Below are 21,657 nucleotides of genomic sequence, written 5' to 3' on the forward strand. Positions count from 1 at the left end.
GGGTGAGTATCTTGGGTAATCCAGTGGGTAGTATTTTGTCCTTACGTTTCAACCAGTCGATTAAGGGGGAGGTTTTGGTGGTGCTGGTTGGATTGGGAGGCGAGGAATTGTGTCGGCGATCGTTGTCTAATTTGGCTTTGGGTCATGTGGAGTCTATTTCCATGGAAGGTTATGCAGGGGGTAGTTATGTATTACGAGTTTTATCTTCTGAACATAGGCAAGATTTCAAGATTAGTAAATTGGCTAGATAGTGTGCGGATAATGATTGCTATACTTGTTGGGTATCCAGTCGAAAGATGGGGTAGGTGTGGGAGCTGCGAGGACAGCAGACAGCAAGCGACAATTGTTCCCCATTGGGGGCTAGGGGATTGTACTTATTACGAGTCATTACAAATGACAAACAGGAGACTTTGAAAGTTATTAAAAAATAATAAGTGTGAATTAAAGCCCCCAACAATACTAGATTTGGGGGCTTTAATTTATTTCCATTCAGAAGGGCTTTGTTGGAAACGTTCTTGAAAGACTTTTGAAAAATAAGAAAGACTTTCAAATCCAACTTTATAAGCAATTTCAGAAACACCACCTTCACCATTTTTTAACATTTGAGCAGCTTTGTCAAGGCGATAATTCCTTACGTATTCAATGATGGTTTGATTGGTAAGGGCCTTTAGTTTTCGACGAAGTTGAGTACTTGAAATAGATAAACTCTTAGCCAAGTTTTCCATTTCAAAGTTCGAATTACTGATGTTTTTCTCTAATATATCATTTATTTTCTCTAAAAATTCTTTGTCATGGGTTTGGGACTGAATTGCAGGTTCTGATTCAGTTGTCAAGAGTTTTGATGTGTTGTATTTTTGACGAATAGTTTCACGAATTTTAATCAAATTACGTACCCGAATTTGTAATTCACTGGTATTGAATGGCTTAGAAAGATAATCGTCGGCGCCTAACTCAAGACCTACTAGACGGTCTTCAATGGCGGCTTTGGCAGTGAGCATCACCACTGGAATGTGGCTTGTTCGCATGTCGCTTTTGAGCTGCTTGCAAAATTCAAACCCATCCAAATGTGGCATCATTAGGTCGCAAATGGCCAAATCTGGAATACTCTCCAGGGCTTTGCTTAATCCATCTTTCCCATCTTTTGCCTCAATAATAAAGAACGTTGATTCAAACTGACTCCGAATGTACGCGCGCAAATCTGCGTTGTCTTCTACAATAAGTAACACGGGATACTCTTCTTCGTTTGTCGTTTTATTTTCTAATCCACTGTCAGGGGTTTTAGAAGTATTGTTGAAATATAAAGTGTCTGTTATGTTTTCTAGTTTTTTATCTAAAAACTCAGTAGGTAGGTTGATATTAAAGGTAGTTCCTTGTCCTAGTTCACTTATTACACTGATTGTTCCACCCAGTACCTCTACTAGCTCTTTTACCAAAGCTAAACCCACACCCGTTCCTTCATAATGGCGTTGTGCACTGTCGTCAATTTGATAAAATCGTTCAAATATTTTAGGTAAACGTTCTTTGTCTATCCCAATGCCATAATCTTTGACTTCTATCAATAATGAAGTGTCAGAATAGTCAGCTCGTATCTGGACACGCCCATTTTCTGGGGTAAATTTAAAAGCGTTAGAAAGTAAATTGGTTGTAATTTTTTCAATTTTATCGGCATCAAAATAAGCAAATTGATGCTCCCGACTTTGTTGATATTGAAATAATATATTTTTGTCTTGTCCTAGAGATTCAAACGAAGAAAATATGTACTGTAAAAACTGTGATAAATCACCTTCTTGCAATTGAATTTCCATTTTTCCTGCTTCTAATTTGCTTAAATCCAACAACTGACTAATCAAAGACAGTAATCGTTCGGCATTTCTCTGCATCATTTGGAAAATAGTGCGTCCAGGAAACTCCTTTTGCAAATCTTGTAGGGGAGATAAAAGCAAAGTCAATGGCGTACGAAACTCGTGGGATATGTTGGTAAAAAATCGGGTTTTTAGGGTGTCTAATTCCGCCAAACGTTCCGCTTCTTTTTGTTCAAATAACAATTGACGGGCTAACTCTTCCCGTCGTGTTTGCAAGCGATAATAAATAAAATACCCCACTAACAACGTCACAAGTAGCAACAAAGAAACAAACGCAATCCAAAATCGAGAGTTTTGGGTTTGTTGATTGGCAAGTTCGGCTTGTAGTTTTAGTTTTTCTGAGTCAAACCGAACTGAAGCTTCAACTGCTGATTTGCTTAGGGCATCTTTTTTGATTTTACTTTGGGCATCCTGAAATAAAAATTCATGTTTTAGGGCACTTTTATAATCACCAAGCAGGGTATCTGCAATCATGCGACTTAGGTAAATTTCACTGAGCGAAGAATACCAAGCCGCCTCATCATTGGTACGTGAAAGGTCAGCTACTTTTATCGCTTGGTTATAATAGCGTATTACTTCGTCATAATTTCGTTTATGCCCCGCAACCTGGCATAAATTACTGTATATTTTTGAGAGGTCTTCGTAGCCATCGGGCTTGAAACGAAGCCGATACCACAACTCTTTTTTAAAATAAGGCTCGGCTTCCTTGGGGTTGGGAAAGTGCGCCAAAATGATTTCTCCAATGTTGCCATTCAAAGCACCAATGCGAAGACTGTCTTTGCGCGTATGCACTTGTGCAATGCCTAATTGATTGTATCGAATGGCCTCTTGGTACTGTTTTTTTTCTACTAAACACAACGCAATGTTGCGGTACAACTGAATGCGGTGAAAATCAACGGGGTCATTCTGAATGTACGTTTCTCCTTCTTTTAAGTACTTTAAGGCCGTTTCTGGATCGGAAACTCGCTTTAAATAATACAAGGCCAAATAAGTAAGGCGGTAACCTGCAAAGGCGAAATTTTCGTAACCGATTTTCCGAAAGGCTAAATCTGCCGCTAATAAGTGGTTGATACACTTGCTAGAAAAATCACGGGTTAGGTACAGAGTTACACCCATACTGTGTTCCACTTCGGCCTCAAAAGCGGTTTTAAGTGTGCTAGCAGGTAGTTTTTCTAGCTTTTTTGCTACGCTTTGAAAACGAGAGTAGGCAATCTCGACGTTTTTTTGTTTGCCTCCCAGTAAGTAGTATGCCCTTAAATAATCGGCATAAATTACCAACAGTTGGTCGTTGGATTTAAGACCATGTTTTTTGATAATATCGATTTGGGCAAAGGCGGAAGTACTGTCGAGGTTATACCAAACTAAATGCTGTTGTAACAATAGGCTGTCCAAACGCGCCTGTCCTTTCAGAGATAAATAGGTATCGATTTTACTTTGGGCTTGGGCTATATTTTCTCCTCCAACTATTCCCCAAAGGCAAAATAACAATGATTTGAGAGAAAAGCTATATACTAACTGGAGGAATGCAGGCAGTTTTTGATACATAAGATACTGTTGAGTCGTAAAGAGGGTAAATGGGAATGGATTAGAGAGCAAAAATAGACAAAAAAGCAGTATCAGTGAGCGTTTCGACCCTCGTTGTTTGCATTTCACCTAGGCTATTTTGTCACTTCACCTGCTGTTACGTTTGAGAGGGGCTCGTTTTCGGAGAATTTTGTACCGAAAACAAACCATAACAAAGGCCATGAAAACAAAGCTTTTCTTTTTGCTATTTTTGGGATATTACTCTTTTGCCCAATCTACCCAAACCGTGCGCGGAAAAATCACCGATGCCGCTTCTAAAGCGCCCGTGGTAGGGGCTACTGTGGTGGTAGCGGGAAGTAACCCGCTCAACGGAACCACCACTGACGCCGATGGAAATTTTCGCTTGCTAAAAGTAAATGTCGGCAGAGCATCGCTGCGGGTGACGTACCTAGGCTACGAAGACATTTTTGCGAAAGATGTGATTGTCAATGCGGGTAAAGAGGTGGTACTGGATTTATCAATGACGGAGAGTTTCAAAAACCTCAACGAAGTGACCGTCAGGTACAAACGAAGCGAGGACAACAAAGTGGCAAACAACGAAATGTCAACCGTAAGCACGCGACCGTTTGCTCCTTCCGAAACCCTCAAATACGCAGGAAGTTTGGGTGACCCGTCGCGGATGGCGGCCAATTTTGCGGGGGTGAGTGGTGCCAACGATGCTAGAAATGACATTGTAGTCAGAGGAAATTCGCCCGCCTCGTTGCTGTGGCGTTTGGATGGTGTCAATATCCCTAATCCCAACCACTTTAGCTCGTTGGGAACGTCGGGTGGGCCTGTTTCGATGCTCAATACCAACTTGTTGGCCAAGTCCGATTTTATGTCGGGGGCTTTCCCTGCCGAATATGCCAATGCCCTCGGGTCGGTGTTTGATTTGCGTATGCGAAAAGGAAATGACGAAAAGCACGAGTTTCTGACCCAAGTGGGTTTCAACGGGGTTGAGGTGGGTGCCGAAGGGCCTTACAGCAAAAAATCGAAGGCGTCGTATTTGCTAAATTACCGATATTCGTTGTTTGGTATTATGTCCAATTTGGGTTTTGACATTGCAGGAACGCCTTATTACCAAGACTTTACCTTTAAAACCGACGTTCCTGTAGGTAAGAAAGGGCAATTAACGTTTTGGACGCTGGCGGGAAAAAGCAACATTACGTTTTTGGGAAAAGACGTGGATACGGAGAAAGGAGATGCTTACGGTGACGAAAATACCAACACCCGCGTGCGTTTTGAAACGGGTATTGCGGCACTGTCGTACGAGCACCGTTTTACGGATAAAAGCTTTGGAAAAGTGACGCTCTCGGCGTCGAGAAGCTACCAAAATTTTAAGGGAGATACGGTGATTTATAAACCAGAAACAAAGGTAATATCGGAAGAAATTTTAGCAGAACAGGCTGAGTTTACCAACGAAAAGCTATCCCTCAACGCCAGCGTGAACCATAAAATCAGTGCCAAAGACAAAATTTCGGCAGGGGTGATTGTCGATTTGAGTCGCTTTAAATTGCTGAATTCCAACCTATATCCCAACGCCGTTACACTCCGCAGTACCGACGGCGAAACCATGCTCACGCAGGCGTATGTGCAGTGGAAACACCGTTTTAGTCAAAATTTGACCTTTAATGCGGGGCTGACGGGCTTGCATTATGAACTCAACAATTCGGCGGCGTTGGAACCGCGCGTCGGATTGGCTTATCAAGCAACCGACCGTAGTACGTTCAACTTCGCTTACGGATTGCACAGTAACTTACAACCGCTGTTGCTATATTTTTACCAAACCCAAAATACCAATGGAAGTTACTCTTTGACAAACAAAGACTTAGGGTTTACCAAAAGCCATCATTTTGTTTTGGGATATGAGCGTAGCCTTGGTGAAAACCTACGCTTGAAGTTGGAAGCTTATTATCAATCGTTGTTTAACGTTCCGATTCAGCCGAGTTTGGGCTATTACTCAGTGCTCATCGAGGGAGTGGATTTTGCCCCTACCAACGTAGGTAATTTGGTCAACAAAGGCACAGGTAGGAACTATGGTTTAGAAATGACCCTAGAAAAGTACTTTTCCAATAATTACTATTTTTTGATAACGGGTTCGTTGTTTGATTCAAAATACCAAGGCAGCGACGGTGTCGAACGCAATACTCCTTTCAATAACCGTTACGTCGTCAATGTGCTGGCGGGCAAAGACATTCCGCTGGGCAATAGGAGTGTGCTGAGCATCAACTGGAAACTTACTTCGGCAGGTGGGAAGTACATTCGTCCCATCAATTTGGAGGCATCGGCCGAGGCGAATACCACTATTTATGACGAATCACGGGCGTTTACGCAGCAACAAAGCGGCTACTTTCGCACCGACCTCAAGATTGGTTATAAACTCAATCGCCGCCGTAGTACGCATGAGTTAGCCATTGATTTACAGAATATTACCAACCATCAGAACATTTTTCAACAAGCTTACAACCCGCGCGTAAATAAAATCGGGACTGCCTATCAGCAAGGATTTTTGCCCATTCCGTTCTATCGTCTAACCTTTTAATTTGTTAAACTTCCCATGAATTCAACAACCATTATTTCTGTCATAGGCGCTACGGGGCGTTTGGCCATTCCCGTAGTGAAAGCCCTCTTGGCGTACGGTTATCAAGTACGGGCAGTGGTGCGAAATCCCGAAAAAGCTAAGCAACTGCTTCCCAAAGAAGTAACATTTGCAGTGGCTGATGTGCGTGATGTACCCAGTTTGTCCCGCGCTTTGAAAGGCAGTACATACGTTTATATAAATCTAAGTGCGGAGGAAAATGGTGCGAAAAGCTCGTTTTTTTTGGAGCGAGAAGGCGTCAAAAACATCGTGGAGGCGTGTCAAGCGATAGGTGTTCAGCAAATTTTGAAGATTGGCGCGTTAGGTGCCCACCCGTCGATTCGTCAGCCCAAAGAATTTTATCAAAATCAAACCCGCCGCGAAGGGCATCGTTACATCGAAGAATCGGGGATTCCGTTTACGATTTTTCACCCAACGTGGTTTTTGGACAGCATCGAATGGGCCATCAAAAAAGAAACCTTGCAGTGGGTGGGAAAACCCGTAGAATTTTACTGGACTAATTCGGCCGATTATGCCCAATGGGTCGCCAAAGCGGTAGGAAACCCAACGGCTTATTACCAGCATTACGTAGTACAAGGACGCGAAAAAATGGACTACGAAACCGTTTATCAACGGCTAAAAGCCCAAAAACCTTCCCTTAAATTGCAAGTTTTGCCCTTGTGGATGGCTAAAACAATTGGGTTTTTCTCGCCAACAATGAAGAGTTTGGCCGACTTGTTTGCCTTTTACGAAGGGACTACCGAAGATTTTTACGGTCAAGCACTTTGGAAAGAACTTGGTGAGCCGAGTACGTCATTGGAGGTATTTTTTGAAGAACCAAAAGGTGTAGATATTCCGTATCTTTGATAAAAAATGAGGAAATTTCGCATGGAACCTCCCTATATCAACGACCGCAAAGCACGTTTAATTGGCATTCCACTTTTAAGTATTTTGCTTCCAATCGTGATGCACAAAGAAGTCTTTACGGGCGGAAACACCAAAGATATTTTTTATTGGGTAAGCTCGTGTTTTATGAACACGTTGTTGATTTGGGAGGGCAACCGTGCGATTTTTATTTTGCTGCGGAAACGCTTCCCGCACTATCGCCAAACTGCTCGTCGGCTGATTTGGCAAACCATCGTGGGCTTGACATATACCTTGGTAGTGAGTGCTTTCATTGATTACTTTTTTTGTTCTAATATCTCCAATTTCGATCGCCTCAATGAGGTGCTGAGTGGGTTTAAAATCAGCCTGATTCCTACGATTATCGTGACCTTGATGTACGAAAGTGCTTTCTTTTTTCAATCGTGGAAATCGCACGTACAAAAGACCGAAGCCCTGGCCCGTGAAAATGTGCAGTCGCAATTGGATGCGCTTAAAAATCAACTGGATCCTCATTTTTTATTTAATAGCCTCAATACGCTGGCGTCGCTTATTGATGATGAAAATAGCCCCGCCCAAAACTACCTCGATAAGCTGTCTGATGTGTATCGGTACGTGTTGGTAAGTCGTGAAAAAAACACCGTGACGTTGGAGGAAGAAATGCAGTTTTTGGATGCCTACATTTACCTCAATAAAATTCGTTTTCGGGAAAATTTGCAGGTAGAAACCCAGCTTTTGACCGATATAAACCAGCTGCACGTAGCGCCGTTGAGCATTCAGATGTTGATTGAGAATGCGATTAAACACAACGTGGTTTCTAAAGAAAAACCGTTGAAAATCAGGATTGTACAGGAAGATGGGTTTTTGACGGTGGAGAACAACCTACAAGAAAAAATGACCTTTGAGAAATCGACCAAAGTGGGACTCCAAAACATCATCAATCGCTATCGTCTTCTGACCGAACAGCAAGTTGAAGTCTTGCGAAATGAGTGGTCATTTAAAGTAAAACTGCCCTTGTTAGAAGCCTAAATTCATGAAAGCGATCCTGATAGAAGATGAATATCCCGCCGCCGAACGCCTTGAGAAGCTGATTAAAAAAATTGATGAAGAAATAGAAATTGTAGCGGTTCTTGACAGTATCGAAAGCTCGAAACGTTGGTTTTCATCGCATCCTGCACCCGATTTGATATTTTCCGACATCCAGCTTTCCGATGGACTCAGTTTTGCGATCTTTGAATCAATGGCGATTCCTAGTCCCATTATTTTTACGACCTCTTACGACGAATACGCCATCAAAGCCTTCAAAGTCAAGAGTATAGACTATTTGCTGAAACCCATCAAACTGCAAGAATTGGAAGCAGCGGTTATGAAGTTTAAGGAAAGCCAACGGGTTTTTTCTGCCAATGACTATACCCTGAAAATCCAGTCGCTACTCGATTCGATACCTGCGGTAGGTCGAAAATACAAAACCCGTTTTCTGGTGCCTTACAACGACCAACTGCTGCCCATTCCTCAGGAAGAAATCGCCTATTTTTATACGACCAACGAAATGGTGTGTTTAGTCCGAAGCGATAACCGACAGTTTTTGGTCGATTATACCCTCGAAGAACTTGAGCGGCTGCTTAACCCGACGCTGTTTTTTCGTCTCAATCGACAATACATCGCCTCGCTTGTGGCTGTGCAGAAGATTCATACCTATTTCAACGGCAAGCTTAAACTAGAACTTCAGCCCGAGCCCTCGCACGACATTCTTGTAAGCCGAGAAAAAGCCCCGCATTTTAAGGCGTGGATGGAGGGGTAGGGGTTACTCCAAATTCCGTTTCTTGATTTCGCCGTCAATGGATTTTTTTTCTGATGAAATCACCACATTGCCAATGATAAAAATGAAGAGAAAAGGAAGTAGGGGCTTATAATAAAAAGTACTTTGGCCACCTGTAGCAGCGTCTTTTCCAATGTGGTAACCAAACATCATAAAGGCGAGAAGTATGGCTACAATTCCCACTGCTATGATAATATTATGGCTATTTTTGATTATTTTTTTTTGCTTGAGCAGTTGCTCGTCGGTAAGTGCGGCTAGTTTTTCTGGTTTCATTGTAGTGGTTTTAAGGGGGGAGAGTAGAGCTTATAGTTTATATGCAAAGTAAATGTCATCTATCAAATGCCATGTCAGTATCGTTTATAAAAGCCAGAAACATCTTATGGAAAAGCCAGTAAAAATTGTAGATAGATTGGTCTGGATCATTAGGTAAGTCAAGACCTAAAGAAACATATTTACTAATCTCTCTGTGAAATTTACTAGGTCTATCTTTAGGTTGTGTATCTTCAGCAAAGATACCACCGAAAAGCATAAGTAAATGATTCATGTGCACATACTGCATTGACCTTATTCCAAGTATCATATCAATGAGTTGACTTGTATTAATTATTTTTTTAGAGAAGAAACTCTTACTCAATACGATTTCAATAGGGTGTTTTAACTCAAAAAAGGTGTCACCATGACGTCGTGCTTCCTCAGTTTCTTTACCTGTTACTTTTTGGTCAAGTATGAATTTAATCATTGTTGAATAAACTTCCCCCTTTTTGTAACTTTCAAGAGCGATTTGGGCGAGCCACTGCTCGCATTTGGCAGAAATTGGATAGTTAACTGCACCAATACACCCGAAAGGAATTTTATTAGCAACTGGACAGTCTGTACAAATAGGTGCAAGGGTATCCAGGATTGAAATTTCAGCAATCAAATCAATGATTTTATGCCTAGAATTTATCGGTCCATTGGGCGTCCATTGTTGATGTGTAAATTCAAAGTTGTTTATTTCATCTTCTGTTTTACCACTTTGTGCTAACATATCTCGAATATTATAAACCCGATTTCGGTTTTTTATTCGTTCAAGAAGCTGTTCTGTAGATAGCTGTTCTTTGACTCTACAATGTTTTAGTATTAAGTAATCGACTGCCATGACATTAAAATTTAAATGTTATTAATATTGGGCCTACAAACTGATTTATATTAGTTAACCCTTTCGTCATTATTCTTTTTATTAACGAGGCGGAAAAAAAGAAACGAGGCGTTGCTGGTCGTCGAGCACGGCAAAAGTGGCGGCGTAACCTGCTTTGATTTTTCCAAAACGTTTACCGACCCCTACCACTTGTGCAGGGTAGGTAGAGGCCATTCGAAAAACTTCTTCTTTGGAAAGCCCCACCGTTTGGACACAAAAACGAACGGCATCGAGCAGTGTAATGGCCGAACCCGCCAATTTCCCATCGTCGTTGAGCAGGCGATGACCGTCGTAATTAGCCGTAAAATCTTCAAAAACAAAGCGTTGTGGTTCAATCTTTGCCAAAGTAGCATCCGAAATTAAAAAAAGACGGTCGCCCATGAGCTGTTTAGCAATGCGGATGGTGGCGGGGTCGCAGTGGTGGCCATCGGCAATGATGCTGGCGTGTACCGTTGGCGTGTCCCAAATCGCCGACACTACCCCAGGTTCGCGGCTTTCAAAAGGACGCATGGCATTGTAAAGGTGCGTTGCCATCGGAATTCCCGAGCCCAAAAAAGCCTTGGCTTGTTGGTAGGTCGCGTTGGTATGACCCATCGAGAGTTGAATGTGGCTGTTTTGGAGGCGAGCAAGAAGCTGAGGAGGCCATATTTCGGGCGCAATCGTCATCAGCGTTAGTAGTCCTTGGCTTTGTTCGATGATTTCATCTAGTTCTGTTTCGGTGGGAATACGTACTTGCGCGGCGCTGTGTGCCCCTCTTTTTTCAGGATTGATAAACGGCCCTTCAATGTGAAGACCTAGTACGCCCGTTTTTCCCGATGCGATATACGCTTTGGTTACTTCAATGGCTTTTAAAATACGCTCGCGTGAGGTTGAGTACAAAGTCGGTATAATAGCTGCTGTCCCGTCTTGCTGGTGGGTATTGACCATGTCTTCCAACGATTCTGCCGATAGATCTCGTACAAAAAAGCCCGTTTGTCCGCCGTATAATTGAATATCAATAAAGCCTGCGGTGAGGTCATGGCCGTGGAGGTCGTAAACGGGTAAGTCGGTTGGAATCAATTCGGTAGGTACGATGCGGTCGATGCGGTTGCCGTCAACAACCACGGCATGGTGAGTAAAAATGCTCTCTCCCGTGTAAATGGTGCAATTGGTCAGAACGTACATGGAATCGGGTTTAATTTGCGAACTTGCCGAAAGTTGCACATCTTTCGGCAAGATTTCTATTGAATAATGAATAAAATTTGGCTTTCCTCGCCGCACATGAGCGGTCACGAACAAAAGTATGTACAAGAAGCGTTTGAAACCAATTGGGTGGCGCCCTTGGGGCCTAATGTCGATGGGTTTGAACACGACTTGAGCCGTTATGTAGGCGTAGGGCACGCGGCGGCGTTGTCTTCAGGGACGGCGGCGCTACATTTAGCGTTGGTGATGCTTGGGGTAGGGCAGGGGGATGTTGTTATTTGTCAGTCATTTACATTTGCTGCCTCGGCCAACCCAATTGTGTACCAAGGAGCTACGCCCGTATTTGTGGATTCGGAATGGGAAACGTGGAATATTTGCCCCGAGGCGTTAGAAACAGCCATCAAAGGTGAAAGAGCTAAAGGGAAAAACGTCAAAGCAGTGATAGCAGTGCATTTGTACGGTATGCCTGCCAAAATCGAAGAAATTGTAGAAGTCTGCGCGCGATATGATGTTCCGCTCATTGAAGATGCTGCCGAAGGACTGGGGGCGAGTTGGCAGGGACGTAAATTAGGAAGTTTTGGAAAGTTGAATATTCTATCTTTTAATGGCAACAAAATCATCACGACGTCGGGCGGCGGGGCTTTGCTTTCCGATGACGAAGCGTTGATACAACAATCACGCTTTTTGGCTACCCAAGCCCGCGATAATGCTCCGCATTACCAGCATTCGCAGATTGGCTATAATTACCGAATGAGCAACATTTGCGCGGGAATTGGGCGCGGCCAGATGCAGGTCATCGACGAGCGAGTACGTCAGCGGCGGGCAAATTTTGAGTTTTATCAACAAACATTGGGGGCAACAGAAGGGATTGAATTTCAGCCCGAATTAGAGGGTAGTTATGCCAATCGTTGGTTGAGTTGCATTCGGGTAAACACCTCCCAAACCAACGGCGTGACGCGGGAGAAAATTAGATTGGAATTAGCGGCCAATGACATAGAAGCGCGCCCTTTGTGGAAGCCTATGCACCTCCAGCCTGTGTTTGAAGGAGCGCCCTACTACGGTGGACAAGTAGCAGAAACACTTTTCGACGATGGTTTATGCCTTCCATCGGGGTCAAACTTAACCGAAGACGAGCTTCAAAGAGTAGTAGGAGTAATGAAACGTACCCTAAGCTAGGCGATTATTACGTTGCAAAACTTTCGTGATTTTTTCTGCATTTTCTCCTGTAATAACACGAATGGTTTCTAAGCTAATGCCGTTATCATAGGCATTCAATACCGTTTTTTCGATACCTTTCTCAATGCCCTTTTCGATGCCCTTTTCAATGCCTTTCTCGATACCCTTTTCAATACCTTCTGCCATGATTCTGTCGTAGGTGCTCATAAAAGTCGTTTTTATATCTTCAGGTAAATTTTCATTTTCTACAAAAACTCCATGGGGTTCCAGGCAATGCGGGTATCGTCGTGCCATGTATTCATTTCTGCAAAATCTTCGGCTGATAATTCAAAGTCAAAAACCTCCATATTAGCAGCGATACGGTGCTTTGAAACTGATTTTGGAATCGTGATGGCTCCTTGCTGAAGTGTCCAACGGATAAGTACTTGAAACGTGCTTTTGTTGTATTTTTCAGCGATGTTGATGAGTCGCGGGTCTTCGGATTTTAGTCCTCGCACCAAAGGTGCATACCCTTCAATTTGAATACCTCGTTGGCGACAATAGTGTAATTCTTCGGGCAAATGACAATACGGACTTAACTCAATTTGATTAACCGCAGGAACGATGGAAGTATGCGGCCAAAGCTCCTCAAAATGAGATGTATAATAGTTAGAAACCCCAATGGCACGGGCCTTGCCATCGGCATAAATTTTTTCAAGGGCTTTCCACGTTTGGATTCGGTGTTCGCGTACGGGCCAGTGAATCAGGTACAAATCAACGTAATCGGTGTTGAGCTTACGGAGGCTTTCTTCAAATGCTTTGAGGGTTGATTCATAACCTTGGTCGTCGTTCCAAACTTTGGTTGTCAAAAAAATATCTTCGCGGGCTAAACCGCTGTCGCGCATGGCTTGTCCTACTTGAATTTCGTTGTGATAGGCTGCGGCGGTGTCGATGAGTCGATAGCCCATTTCCAACGCCCACAAAACTGCTTGCCGAATGTCGTGGCCAGGCTGAGGGTCGTACACGCCGAGTCCTAATTGGGGCATTTGAATGCCGTTATTTAAAGTAATAGATGGAATCATAGGTAAGTCAGGTTTAGATGATAATGCCGCAATTTGGGAAAAATTCTCAACTTTGTTTGCGCTTTTCGATGGCACTGCGCAAGCGGGCAGCGCTTTCGTAGTCTTCTTTGGCAATCACTTTTGACAGCAATTCTTCTAATTCTTCCAACGTATATTCGGCATAGGATTTTTTCTCACGGCCTTTTTCATCCAACAAATACCCTGCTTCTTCCAACACTTGGTCGCTAACGTAAAGGGGACAGTGCATCCTTACAGCCAACGCAATGGCATCCGACGGACGACTTTCGATTTCTAGTATCTCCTTTGGGCCTTGTAGTAGTAGTTTGGCATAAAAAATATCTTGTTGAATTTGGTAAATGCAGACCTCCTTGGCTTTGGCACCCAGCTTTTGAATAATAGTTTGGCATAAATCGTGGGTAAGGGGGCGCGAAGGTTGAAGTCCCTCTAAATGTATGGCAATGGCTTGCGCTTCATTGGTTCCCACAATAATTGGAATGCGCCGTTTAGAAATAGGTTCTTCCAAAATTAAAACATAATGACCACTTTGCGACTCACTTTCGGCCATGGCTATCACAAAAACTTCGTATTTATTCATTCGTGCTGGGTGTGAGGTTGGTTTTAATAAATTGGCAGAGCGTTCCGATGTCATCGAAGGGAGAAATGACCCATTGTTCAAACGAAAGGCGATACAAATCTCGGCCTTCTACTTCCAACGAAAATCCACCTGCAAGGTCAAAGTATTTGCCGTTACGGTTAAGTATCGGAATCTCCATTTGCTGGAGGGCGTATTGGACAAAATCAGCTTCGTTGTAATTCATAGTGATTTTAGATCGCTTGCCCCAAACTGTGATTTGGGGCAAAAATGGTACTGCGTCTCCGACGCAAAATTCAAACATTATCGCTTGCCCCGAACTATCATTTGGGGCAAAAATGGTACTGCGTCTCTGACGCAAAATTCAAACATTCTCCAAAACAATTTTTGCCCCTAAACCCATACACAAAGCGGCTGAAACCAGTGCTAACCCACGCAAGAGATGGCGGTTTTGGAACAATTTACTCGAAAAAGGCAGACTAAAAGCCCCCGCCGCAACCATCATACCTGCGACAGAACCTAGCCCAAACAGCAACAAGTACAGAAAAGCATGACTTGGTTCTTTGATTTGGGTCAATACTGAAATCAATAGCCCGCCACTTCCTGCCAAGCCGTGCATAAGTCCTACGCCATAGGCTAAGCCATGGGCAGGTTCATGGACGTGAGGGTGATGGAGTTCAGATTTTAATTTTACAATTCGGTGAATGCCTAATACGATGAGCATCAGTCCTACACCTGCTTCAAAGTACTGAAAAATGGCTTCGGAAAGTACAAATTTGCCAAGCATATACACCAATGCCACCAATAGTATCGTGGATGTATGACCAAGGCCCCAAAATGCCCCGTCTTTGAGCGCGGCTGAGGTGGAGTCTCTGCGGGTGACAATGCTACTGACCGCCACCAGGTGGTCGGCTTCAAAACAATGAGCAAACCCGACAACAACGGCGAAAAATAAAGGGGCGAGTTCCATGTAAGTGACTGGTTAAGGATTGGTAATTTGATACAAAAGCACGCGGTGATTGCCCGTATCGGCGACCACCAAACAATTCTCCACGGCACAAAGCGAAAATGGCCAGTACAATTGCTTGTCGGTGCCAAAGCGGGTATTGCTATTTTCGCTGCCTGTTCTAAAATTATCATGGCCAATGAGGTTGTCGGCCAAGGCGTTGTTTTCGGTAGGAATGCGGTCAAACCAAAGCAGGCGGCTATTTCCTGTATCGGCAACAAATAACCCATTTTGGTAAAAAAAAGCGTCGTAGGTCCAGCTCATTGAGTTTTGTTGGGGAAACAAACTGAATTGATTCATTCCATTCGCGTCAAAATCGGGCTGGCCGATGATGACGTCGGCGGGCTGGGCGAAGGCATCTTGCCAACGGTGCCAAATGAGGTTTCGGTAATATTGCGTATCGGCAATCGACAGTACTCCTTCGGCATTGACTCGGACGGAATAAGGCCAAATCGGTTCATGATTTTCGTAGTCGCGTTCTGTAAAATCAGGTTTTCCAACGACGGCGTCGGCAGCGGTGAAGTTGTGGGTGGGAAACGCCTCATAAAATAAAACACGACGATTACCCGTATCACAAATCCATAGCCGTTGGCCATCTGAAAAAACACCGTAGGGCCAATATAGCGACTGAGCCGAAGGCGTAGTTCCCACTCCTTGAAGGTTAGGTAAGTTGCTTTCAAAATCGGGCTGCCCAATAACCACATCGGCGTCTTGCCCATTTTGAGTTGGGAATTTATTCCAAATCAGTACTCGGTGATTCCACGCGTCGGCGACCACCAACCGCTGCCCATCTGACCAAATCCCCGAAGGGTATTGCAACGAGCCCGCATGGACTTTACTACCCGCGTTTCGTCCCGTGTGCGACGTTTCGAGTTGGCCTAACACAAGGTCAGGGGCTGCAAATTCGGTTTCTGGTAGTGTATTCCAACAAAATAGCCGATTTTGACCCGTATCTGCCACCAACAGACGGTTTCCAACGGCCCATACACCGCGTGGCGCTAATAAAGGATTCCCTTCATCTCCTTGAAAAATGGTTGCTTTTTCGACCATCGGTGCTTTCCCCGCCAAGGATGCAGCATAGGTAGTGCGAGCATTAGAAGTGGAAAGCGGCGGCGGCGGCGCTTCCGTGGTGTCGGTAATGGCGATGTTTAGGTTCATATAAGTAGAACCTTTCTAGGGTTTTAAACCCTTGAAGGGTTGAGGTTTGAAGGTTAACAAATACGAGGAAGCTGTTCCCCCACCAACATATTTACCACTCGTTTTCCCCCAATTCGGCTGTGAAGCACTACTTGTTTGGGGTGTTCGGTGGTTACTTCACCAATGACAGCAGCGTCCTGACCGTATGCCAACGTCCGAAGTTTTTGCACAATTTCTTCGGCTTTTTCAGCAGGAACAAAAGCCATAAAAACCCCTTCGTTAGCCACGTAAAGTGGGTCAAGGCCAAGCAATTCGCAAGCGCCGCGTACTTCTTCGAGGACGGGTATCGGCTGTTGAAAAAGATTGACGCCTAAGCGGGAGTCGCGGGCTACTTCGTTGAGGACAGATGCTACGCCACCACGCGTCGGGTCTTTAAGTAAGTGAATATCGGTCCCAAATTCGTCCAATAATGCTTTCACAGTATGGTTCAACGGGGCAGAATCGCTGGTAAGGGTTGTTTCAAATTCCAATCCTTCCCGCACAGACATGATGGCGATGCCGTGCGTGGCAATCGACCCACTTACAATAATTTTGTCACCTGCCCGTACATTTTTAGTAGAAATGTGGGCTTGCGGGTGGATGTTGCCCAAGCCAGAGGTGTTGATAAAAATTTTATCTCCTTTGCCCCTTTCTACCACTTTGGTGTCGCCCGTCACGATGCTTACGCCCGCCTTTTCGGCAGCTCGACGAATGGAGACCAGTATTTCCCAAAACTCTTTCATTGCAAGCCCTTCTTCCAAGATAAAGCTCAGCGAAAGGTATTTAGGCACTGCGCCGCACATGGCCAAATCGTTGACTGTTCCGTTAACGGCCAGTTCGCCGATGTTTCCTCCTGGGAAGAAAATGGGTGAAATAACGTAACTATCGGTAGAAAATGCCGTTCTCCCCGACCACTCAAACATGGCACCGTCGTGGTGTTCGTCGAGTAATGGGTTTTTAAGTAAATCGAATACTCCCGATTCGAGGAGTTGGTTGGTTAAAATTCCACCACTTCCATGACCAAGCGTGATAACGTCAAAGTCAAGTTTGGGCATTGGGCAATCGAGTGAAATCATAGTTTCTAAAATTATGCTACATCTGCTTCGGCAAAATGGTAATAGGCAGCGCAGGCTCCTTCCGACGAAACCATGGGGGCGCCCAGCGGTGTGATGGGCGTGCAGCCTTTGCCAAATTGCGAGCATTCAAACGGTTTTTTGATGCCTTTTAGGACCTGTCCCGCAATGCAATCGGCGCATTCGGAAGCTTTGGCGATTGAAATAGAAAACTTTCGATTGGCATCAAAGTCCGCCAACGATGCTTTGACTTCCCAACCACTGAGTGGGATGTTTCCGATGCCGCGCCACTCGCGGTCAGAGACCTCAAACACTTGTTCAATGACTTTTCTTGCTTCGGGGTTGCCGTTGGCTTTCACTACGCGACTGTATTGATTTTCGAGTTTAGCCTCGCCGTTTTCAAGTTGTTTGACCGTCATCAAAATTCCTTGCAACAAATCCACAGGTTCAAACCCCGTGACTACCATTGGGATATGGTATTTTTGAACAATGGGTTCGTATTCCTCCAATCCCATAATGGTACAAACGTGCCCTGCCGCCAAAAAGCCCTGAATTTGCGCCTCACCGTCGTTGATAACGGCCTCCATAGCAGGAGGAACAAGTACATGAGAGGCTAAAATGGAATAATTGGTCAGCCCTAACCGACCCGCATGAAGCACCGAAAGCGCATTGGCAGGAGCGGTGGTTTCAAACCCTACGGCAAAGAAAACGACCTGACGCTCGGGGTGCTCTTGGGCAATTTTAACCGCTTCTAATGGCGAATACAAAATGCGGACATCGGCGCCGTTGGCTTTGGCCTCCAACAAACTACGGCTCGACCCTGGCACGCGAATCATGTCACCAAAAGAACATAAAATGACTCCTTTTTCTTCGGCCAAGTAAACGGCCTTGTCGATGAGGTTTAGCGGAGTTACGCACACGGGGCAGCCTGGGCCGTGTACCATGGTGATTTGTTTGGGCAGTAGGTTTAAAAGGCCATTTTTGACCAAACTGTGCGTTTGACCGCCGCAAATTTCCATAATTGTCCACGGGCGGGTGGCTACTTTGTGCAGTTCTTCGAGGTAGTGCTCGACTACTTCGGGGTCGCGAAATTCTGATAAGTATTTCATTGGAACTAGAGGGGGTTAGGGCGGTCTAATTGGGAGGATGCTACCAGCTCATCAATTTCTCCGATTTCCTCCAAATACTCGAAGGTTTTTCGGGCTTCTTCTTCATCGACGATGCTGATGGCCACTCCCACGTGAACCAACACATAATCGCCTTCTTTGGCATCAGGCACCATTTCCAAACTGGCCTCTTTGGTGATGCCGCCAAAGAGCACTTTGGCCATGCGTACTGTTCCGTCGTACTGGAATTCTATGGATTTTATTTTACCAGGAATTGCTAAACACATAGGAGTAAGGTTGAGAGGGGTTGATGATTAAGGGGTTAAGACAGCCTGTCCAAACGAAATACATTCGTCGTTTGGTGAAAATTGTTGATGGAAAAACAGCTCGTGAGTATCTCCCAAGACCGCAATGCAAAGGTCCACCAACAACGCATTTTGGAAAACCCCACCGCTAAAAGCTAATTTTTGAACCCCTGTTTGTTGGGTGAATTTTTCTATGATTTTGACTAATGTTACATGAAATTTCGCCGCGATTTCATCTACTGGAACGCCCGTGAGGACGTCTTCGGCTACCGCTTCTAGCAGTTCTTTGGAAGGAATAGACCGATAATTGAGGTTTTTCAATGGATAGTATTGCGTGACTAAAAGTCCATGCTTTAAAAAATAGCTTTCGGCCAATTCCTCCAATTGGAGGGCGGCTTCTCCTTCATAGCTGGTTTTGTCAATGCCGATTAAAACACTGGCGACGGCGTCAAATAGCCTTCCAACGGAGGAGGTTTTTAGGGTATTTTTGGCTAAAAGCTTGGCGTAAAAGCTACTTTCTTTGCCTGAGAACTTGTTTTTGAGCAGTTCTTCTTTTTCAGGAAAAAGCAATGAAAAAGCTGATAGTCGAGGTTCTAATGCCATTTTATCCCCCGCCAATGAGTCGAAATACTCAAAATGCGCTATTCGCTCAATGTTTTCTCCCAATGGACGAGAAGGATTAAGAAAATACAAAAAAAACTCGCCACCCCAGCTGTACCCGTCGGTTCCGTAGCCTGTGCCGTCCCAAACAATTCCTGCGATGGGTTCAGGAGAAGAAGTGAGTCGGTGCTCTGCCAATACTGCGGCAAAATGCGCAACGTGATGTTGAATTTTTTGAAGGGTTGACTTCGTCGCTTCTGCCCATTCGTGCGCTAGTTGGGTGGAAAAATAGCCTTCGTGGGCATCGGCTAAAAAACAGCTAGGTTGAACATCAAATACGTTTACAAGGTGCTGGAGCGTATGTTTAAAATGCGTTTGGGTTTCCCAATCTTCTAAATCACCAAGGTACTGGCTTGTATGTAGGTTATCGGCCGCAAGCAGTGTAAATGTACTTTTTTGAGAAGCACCAAAGGAAAGTTGGACAGACGTAGTTGAGGTCAGACCGTTGGCGTTTACGCTTTCCGTTAGCCCTCGACTGCGACGGAGTATAATTTGTTTGGCACAAAAAGTCGAACATCGTAAGACGGAGTCGTCTTGGGGAAGTACAATTTCTCGGTTGTGCGTCAGAATAAAATCGGCGACTTGACTAAGTTCGGTCAAGGCGTCAGTGTCTTTAAAAATAATAGGATTTCCACTTCGGTTGCCGCTCGTCGCGACCAATGGTTTTCCAAAATCGTGCGCCAGTAATTCCAGCAAGGGAGCATACGGCAGCATGACCCCCAAATGCGTGAGGCCAGGATTGACAGACGGAGCAATGGAAGCAGTTTTACGTGGACGTACCAACACAATCGGCGCAACTGAACTCAACAAAGCATCGGATTCTTGAACACTGACGGTTGCTTCTCGTTGTAAAATTTCTAACGTTGGATAAAGGACAGCAAAGGGTTTGGTGGGTCGGTGTTTTCGTTCGCGAAGGGTTGCCACGGCGCTTTCGTTGGTGGCATCACAAAGCAAAAGATACCCCCCAATTCCTTTCACCGCCACAATTTTCCCCGCTTTTAAGGCCCGATGGGCGCGGTCTAAAATCCAATGGGTATCGTGTAAAAAAGAGGAAGAATAAGCAGTAGATTGTCGGCAAGTGTACCAGCTCAATTGAATGCCGCAGCTGGAACAAGAATTGGTTTGGGAATAAAAACGACGGTGAGTGGGGTCGTTGTATTCGTCCAAACAGGCGGGGCACATTTCAAAAGCTTGCATCGTCGTTTGGGCGCGGTCGTAAGGAACTGCCCGCTGAATTGAAAAGCGCGGCCCGCATTGGGTACAGGTAATGAATGGATACCGAAAACGACGGTTTTGTGGGTCATGTAGTTCCGTTTGGCACGATGCACACATCGCAAAATCGGGGGTAAGTTTGAGGCCATTGGTGAGTTTACCAACTTGACTTTCAACAATTGTAAACGTTTGAAAGGAGCAAAAAGGGAGTGGCTCTAACTCATACTTTTCTACTGAGGCTTGGGACGGCGTATTGGCTAGAAGGGTTTCTAAAAAACGTTTTGCCGTAGCTTGGTCGGTATTCAAAACCACTTTTACGCCTTCGGGGCCGTTGCTCACTGTCCCTGTCAACCCCCATTTATGGGCTAGTTGATAAACAAATGGCCGAAATCCAACGCCCTGCACGATACCCGTTAGCCGAATACCATAGGTTTGTTCTTCAAAAGGCACTGACTTTTGATGAACAACTTGTTGGATTGTATTTTCGGCAGTTTCCACCCACATAACTGTTTTACATTACTTTTTCGGAGGTTTTTTCTTTTTTCGCATAAACACGTTCAGTCAACCAATCGCACCATGCTTCCATACCGTCGCCTTTCAAACTCGAAATGCTAAGTACTTCGATGTCAGGGTTTACGTCGCGAGCATCTTTGGTGACAGCTTCCACTGAAAACGGAACGTAAGGCAACAAGTCAGACTTGGAAACGATGAGCAGTTCGCTCGTCAAAAACATCCGAGGATATTTTTTGGGCTTGTCGTCGCCTTCGGTGCAGGCCAAGACCGTTACGCGGTAGTCTTCGCCCAAATCAAAAGCCGCAGGACAAACCAAATTGCCGACGTTTTCAATAAATAGCACATCGGTACCTGTGAGGTCGATGTGGTCGAGGGCTTGAAAAATCATCTGCGCCTCAATGTGGCACATGCCGCCCGTTACAATTTGCAGGGCGTTGATGCCCACATCGCGCATACGGATGGCGTCGCGCTCGGTTTCGGGGTCACCCACCAAAACGGCCATGTTTAACTTGCCTTTTAGCCGCTTGCCCGTTTCTTGCATGAGGGTAGTTTTACCGCTTCCAGGCGACGAACAAACGTTGATGACCAAGATGTTCGGCAGTCGGTCGCGGATGGCTTTGGCTACAAAATCGTTTACTTTTAGTAAGTTAAGTGTCGTGTTTTCGCACTGTACCGACCCAACGGAGGCTTGGTTTGATTTAGGTTTTTGCATAG

At 44.8% G+C, this 21,657-nt stretch carries 22 protein-coding genes; 7 read left to right on the forward strand and 15 right to left on the reverse strand.

The features are described 5' to 3' along the window. The coding region (locus AC23P2_RS17645) for a hypothetical protein (protein WP_487774419.1) at positions 1-251 on the forward strand (251 nt) is incomplete at its 5' end. A gap of 54 nt (positions 252-305) precedes the next feature. Then, on the forward strand, positions 306-431 hold the full coding sequence (locus AC23P2_RS17650; protein ID WP_487774420.1) for a T9SS type A sorting domain-containing protein: 126 nt from the start codon (positions 306-308) through the stop codon (positions 429-431). A gap of 48 nt (positions 432-479) precedes the next feature. Here the strand turns inward: AC23P2_RS17650 and AC23P2_RS17655 are convergent, their stop codons facing one another. Beyond that, positions 480-3,407 (reverse strand): hybrid sensor histidine kinase/response regulator transcription factor, encoded by a 2,928-nt coding sequence (locus tag AC23P2_RS17655; RefSeq protein WP_487774421.1) that lies wholly within the window; start codon positions 3,405-3,407, stop codon positions 480-482. A gap of 199 nt (positions 3,408-3,606) precedes the next feature. On the opposite strand from AC23P2_RS17655, the gene AC23P2_RS17660 reads away from it, so the two are divergent. From AC23P2_RS17660 to AC23P2_RS17675, 4 genes are read left to right on the forward strand one after another with little or no spacing between them, the layout of a single operon-like run. Beyond that, on the forward strand, positions 3,607-5,967 hold the full coding sequence (locus tag AC23P2_RS17660; protein ID WP_487774422.1) for a TonB-dependent receptor: 2,361 nt from the start codon (positions 3,607-3,609) through the stop codon (positions 5,965-5,967). A 15-nt stretch (positions 5,968-5,982) separates the two neighbouring features. Continuing rightward, positions 5,983-6,870, forward strand: a complete 888-nt coding sequence (locus AC23P2_RS17665; protein ID WP_487774423.1) for an SDR family oxidoreductase — start codon at positions 5,983-5,985, stop codon at positions 6,868-6,870. A 21-nt stretch (positions 6,871-6,891) separates the two neighbouring features. After that, a complete protein-coding gene (locus AC23P2_RS17670) occupies positions 6,892-7,914 on the forward strand; it encodes a sensor histidine kinase (protein WP_487774424.1) in 1,023 nt (340 codons plus the stop codon). A gap of 4 nt (positions 7,915-7,918) precedes the next feature. Further along, positions 7,919-8,686, forward strand: a complete 768-nt coding sequence (locus tag AC23P2_RS17675; protein WP_487774425.1) for a LytR/AlgR family response regulator transcription factor — start codon at positions 7,919-7,921, stop codon at positions 8,684-8,686. A gap of 3 nt (positions 8,687-8,689) precedes the next feature. On the opposite strand, the gene AC23P2_RS17680 is transcribed toward AC23P2_RS17675, so the two are convergent. The 3 genes from AC23P2_RS17680 to nagA form a co-directional block, all read right to left on the reverse strand. Then, positions 8,690-8,977 carry a hypothetical protein gene (locus AC23P2_RS17680; protein WP_472492899.1) on the reverse strand — a complete coding sequence of 96 codons (288 nt, stop codon included), beginning with the start codon at positions 8,975-8,977 and terminating at the stop codon, positions 8,690-8,692. A gap of 55 nt (positions 8,978-9,032) precedes the next feature. Continuing rightward, positions 9,033-9,842 (reverse strand): hypothetical protein, encoded by an 810-nt coding sequence (locus AC23P2_RS17685; RefSeq protein WP_487774426.1) that lies wholly within the window; start codon positions 9,840-9,842, stop codon positions 9,033-9,035. An 81-nt stretch (positions 9,843-9,923) separates the two neighbouring features. Then, the gene (gene nagA, locus AC23P2_RS17690) at positions 9,924-11,096 is read right to left on the reverse strand and encodes an N-acetylglucosamine-6-phosphate deacetylase (protein ID WP_487774427.1); all 1,173 of its coding nucleotides are present in this window, start codon (positions 11,094-11,096) and stop codon (positions 9,924-9,926) included. 15 nt (positions 11,097-11,111) lie between these two features. On the opposite strand from nagA, the gene AC23P2_RS17695 reads away from it, so the two are divergent. Continuing rightward, the gene (locus tag AC23P2_RS17695; protein ID WP_487774428.1) at positions 11,112-12,239 is read left to right on the forward strand and encodes a DegT/DnrJ/EryC1/StrS family aminotransferase; all 1,128 of its coding nucleotides are present in this window, start codon (positions 11,112-11,114) and stop codon (positions 12,237-12,239) included. On the opposite strand, the gene AC23P2_RS17700 is transcribed toward AC23P2_RS17695, so the two are convergent. From AC23P2_RS17700 to hypB, 11 genes are all read right to left on the reverse strand, one after another. After that, on the reverse strand, positions 12,231-12,446 hold the full coding sequence (locus AC23P2_RS17700) for a hypothetical protein (protein ID WP_487774429.1): 216 nt from the start codon (positions 12,444-12,446) through the stop codon (positions 12,231-12,233). The two genes, AC23P2_RS17695 and AC23P2_RS17700, sit on opposite strands and share 9 nt — an antisense overlap. Positions 12,447-12,484: 38 nt before the next feature. Then, positions 12,485-13,300: an aldo/keto reductase gene (locus AC23P2_RS17705; protein WP_487774430.1), complete on the reverse strand. Its 816-nt coding sequence runs from the start codon at positions 13,298-13,300 to the stop codon at positions 12,485-12,487. A gap of 46 nt (positions 13,301-13,346) precedes the next feature. Further along, positions 13,347-13,895 carry a bifunctional nuclease family protein gene (locus AC23P2_RS17710; RefSeq protein WP_487774431.1) on the reverse strand — a complete coding sequence of 183 codons (549 nt, stop codon included), beginning with the start codon at positions 13,893-13,895 and terminating at the stop codon, positions 13,347-13,349. Beyond that, positions 13,888-14,118 carry a hypothetical protein gene (locus AC23P2_RS17715; RefSeq protein ID WP_028526824.1) on the reverse strand — a complete coding sequence of 77 codons (231 nt, stop codon included), beginning with the start codon at positions 14,116-14,118 and terminating at the stop codon, positions 13,888-13,890. Before AC23P2_RS17715 ends, AC23P2_RS17710 begins: the two co-directional genes overlap by 8 nt. Before the next feature lie 138 nt (positions 14,119-14,256). Beyond that, positions 14,257-14,862 (reverse strand): urease accessory protein, encoded by a 606-nt coding sequence (locus tag AC23P2_RS17720; RefSeq protein ID WP_028664880.1) that lies wholly within the window; start codon positions 14,860-14,862, stop codon positions 14,257-14,259. Positions 14,863-14,874: 12 nt separating this feature from the next. Next, positions 14,875-16,056 carry an NHL repeat-containing protein gene (locus AC23P2_RS17725; RefSeq protein WP_487774432.1) on the reverse strand — a complete coding sequence of 394 codons (1,182 nt, stop codon included), beginning with the start codon at positions 16,054-16,056 and terminating at the stop codon, positions 14,875-14,877. A 53-nt stretch (positions 16,057-16,109) separates the two neighbouring features. Next, complete coding sequence (gene hypE / locus AC23P2_RS17730) at positions 16,110-17,150, reverse strand: hydrogenase expression/formation protein HypE (RefSeq protein ID WP_229598460.1); 1,041 nt, start codon at positions 17,148-17,150, stop codon at positions 16,110-16,112. Between the two features lie 11 nt (positions 17,151-17,161). Then, a complete protein-coding gene (gene hypD, locus AC23P2_RS17735) occupies positions 17,162-18,256 on the reverse strand; it encodes a hydrogenase formation protein HypD (protein ID WP_487774433.1) in 1,095 nt (364 codons plus the stop codon). A 5-nt stretch (positions 18,257-18,261) separates the two neighbouring features. Then, positions 18,262-18,540, reverse strand: coding sequence for a HypC/HybG/HupF family hydrogenase formation chaperone (locus tag AC23P2_RS17740; RefSeq protein WP_028664876.1), 279 nt, complete (start codon positions 18,538-18,540; stop codon positions 18,262-18,264). 27 nt (positions 18,541-18,567) lie between these two features. Beyond that, positions 18,568-20,934, reverse strand: coding sequence for a carbamoyltransferase HypF (gene hypF, locus AC23P2_RS17745; protein ID WP_487774434.1), 2,367 nt, complete (start codon positions 20,932-20,934; stop codon positions 18,568-18,570). A gap of 7 nt (positions 20,935-20,941) precedes the next feature. Next, positions 20,942-21,655: a hydrogenase nickel incorporation protein HypB gene (hypB, locus tag AC23P2_RS17750; protein WP_487774435.1), complete on the reverse strand. Its 714-nt coding sequence runs from the start codon at positions 21,653-21,655 to the stop codon at positions 20,942-20,944. Between the last annotated feature and the right edge of the window lie 2 nt (positions 21,656-21,657).

It is taken from the genome of Runella sp. R0.1_18 (assembly GCF_057652155.1).

Bases quoted from the DNA above. Each gene is read 5' to 3' on its own strand.
- hypB (WP_487774435.1), bottom strand. From the start codon at position 21,655: ATGCAAAAACCTAAATCAAACCAAGCCTCCGTTGGGTCGGTACAGTGC.
- AC23P2_RS17740 (WP_028664876.1), bottom strand. From the start codon at position 18,540: ATGTGTTTAGCAATTCCTGGTAAAATAAAATCCATAGAATTCCAGTAC.
- AC23P2_RS17675 (WP_487774425.1), top strand. From the start codon at position 7,919: ATGAAAGCGATCCTGATAGAAGATGAATATCCCGCCGCCGAACGCCTT.
- AC23P2_RS17695 (WP_487774428.1), top strand. From the start codon at position 11,112: ATGAATAAAATTTGGCTTTCCTCGCCGCACATGAGCGGTCACGAACAA.
- AC23P2_RS17720 (WP_028664880.1), bottom strand. From the start codon at position 14,862: ATGGAACTCGCCCCTTTATTTTTCGCCGTTGTTGTCGGGTTTGCTCAT.
- AC23P2_RS17700 (WP_487774429.1), bottom strand. From the start codon at position 12,446: ATGAGCACCTACGACAGAATCATGGCAGAAGGTATTGAAAAGGGTATC.
- AC23P2_RS17665 (WP_487774423.1), top strand. From the start codon at position 5,983: ATGAATTCAACAACCATTATTTCTGTCATAGGCGCTACGGGGCGTTTG.
- AC23P2_RS17715 (WP_028526824.1), bottom strand. From the start codon at position 14,118: ATGAATTACAACGAAGCTGATTTTGTCCAATACGCCCTCCAGCAAATG.
- AC23P2_RS17655 (WP_487774421.1), bottom strand. From the start codon at position 3,407: ATGTATCAAAAACTGCCTGCATTCCTCCAGTTAGTATATAGCTTTTCT.
- AC23P2_RS17660 (WP_487774422.1), top strand. From the start codon at position 3,607: ATGAAAACAAAGCTTTTCTTTTTGCTATTTTTGGGATATTACTCTTTT.
- hypE (WP_229598460.1), bottom strand. From the start codon at position 17,150: ATGATTTCACTCGATTGCCCAATGCCCAAACTTGACTTTGACGTTATC.
- AC23P2_RS17725 (WP_487774432.1), bottom strand. From the start codon at position 16,056: ATGAACCTAAACATCGCCATTACCGACACCACGGAAGCGCCGCCGCCG.
- AC23P2_RS17685 (WP_487774426.1), bottom strand. From the start codon at position 9,842: ATGGCAGTCGATTACTTAATACTAAAACATTGTAGAGTCAAAGAACAG.
- AC23P2_RS17670 (WP_487774424.1), top strand. From the start codon at position 6,892: ATGGAACCTCCCTATATCAACGACCGCAAAGCACGTTTAATTGGCATT.
- AC23P2_RS17705 (WP_487774430.1), bottom strand. From the start codon at position 13,300: ATGATTCCATCTATTACTTTAAATAACGGCATTCAAATGCCCCAATTA.
- hypD (WP_487774433.1), bottom strand. From the start codon at position 18,256: ATGAAATACTTATCAGAATTTCGCGACCCCGAAGTAGTCGAGCACTAC.
- AC23P2_RS17680 (WP_472492899.1), bottom strand. From the start codon at position 8,977: ATGAAACCAGAAAAACTAGCCGCACTTACCGACGAGCAACTGCTCAAG.
- hypF (WP_487774434.1), bottom strand. From the start codon at position 20,934: ATGTGGGTGGAAACTGCCGAAAATACAATCCAACAAGTTGTTCATCAA.
- AC23P2_RS17710 (WP_487774431.1), bottom strand. From the start codon at position 13,895: ATGAATAAATACGAAGTTTTTGTGATAGCCATGGCCGAAAGTGAGTCG.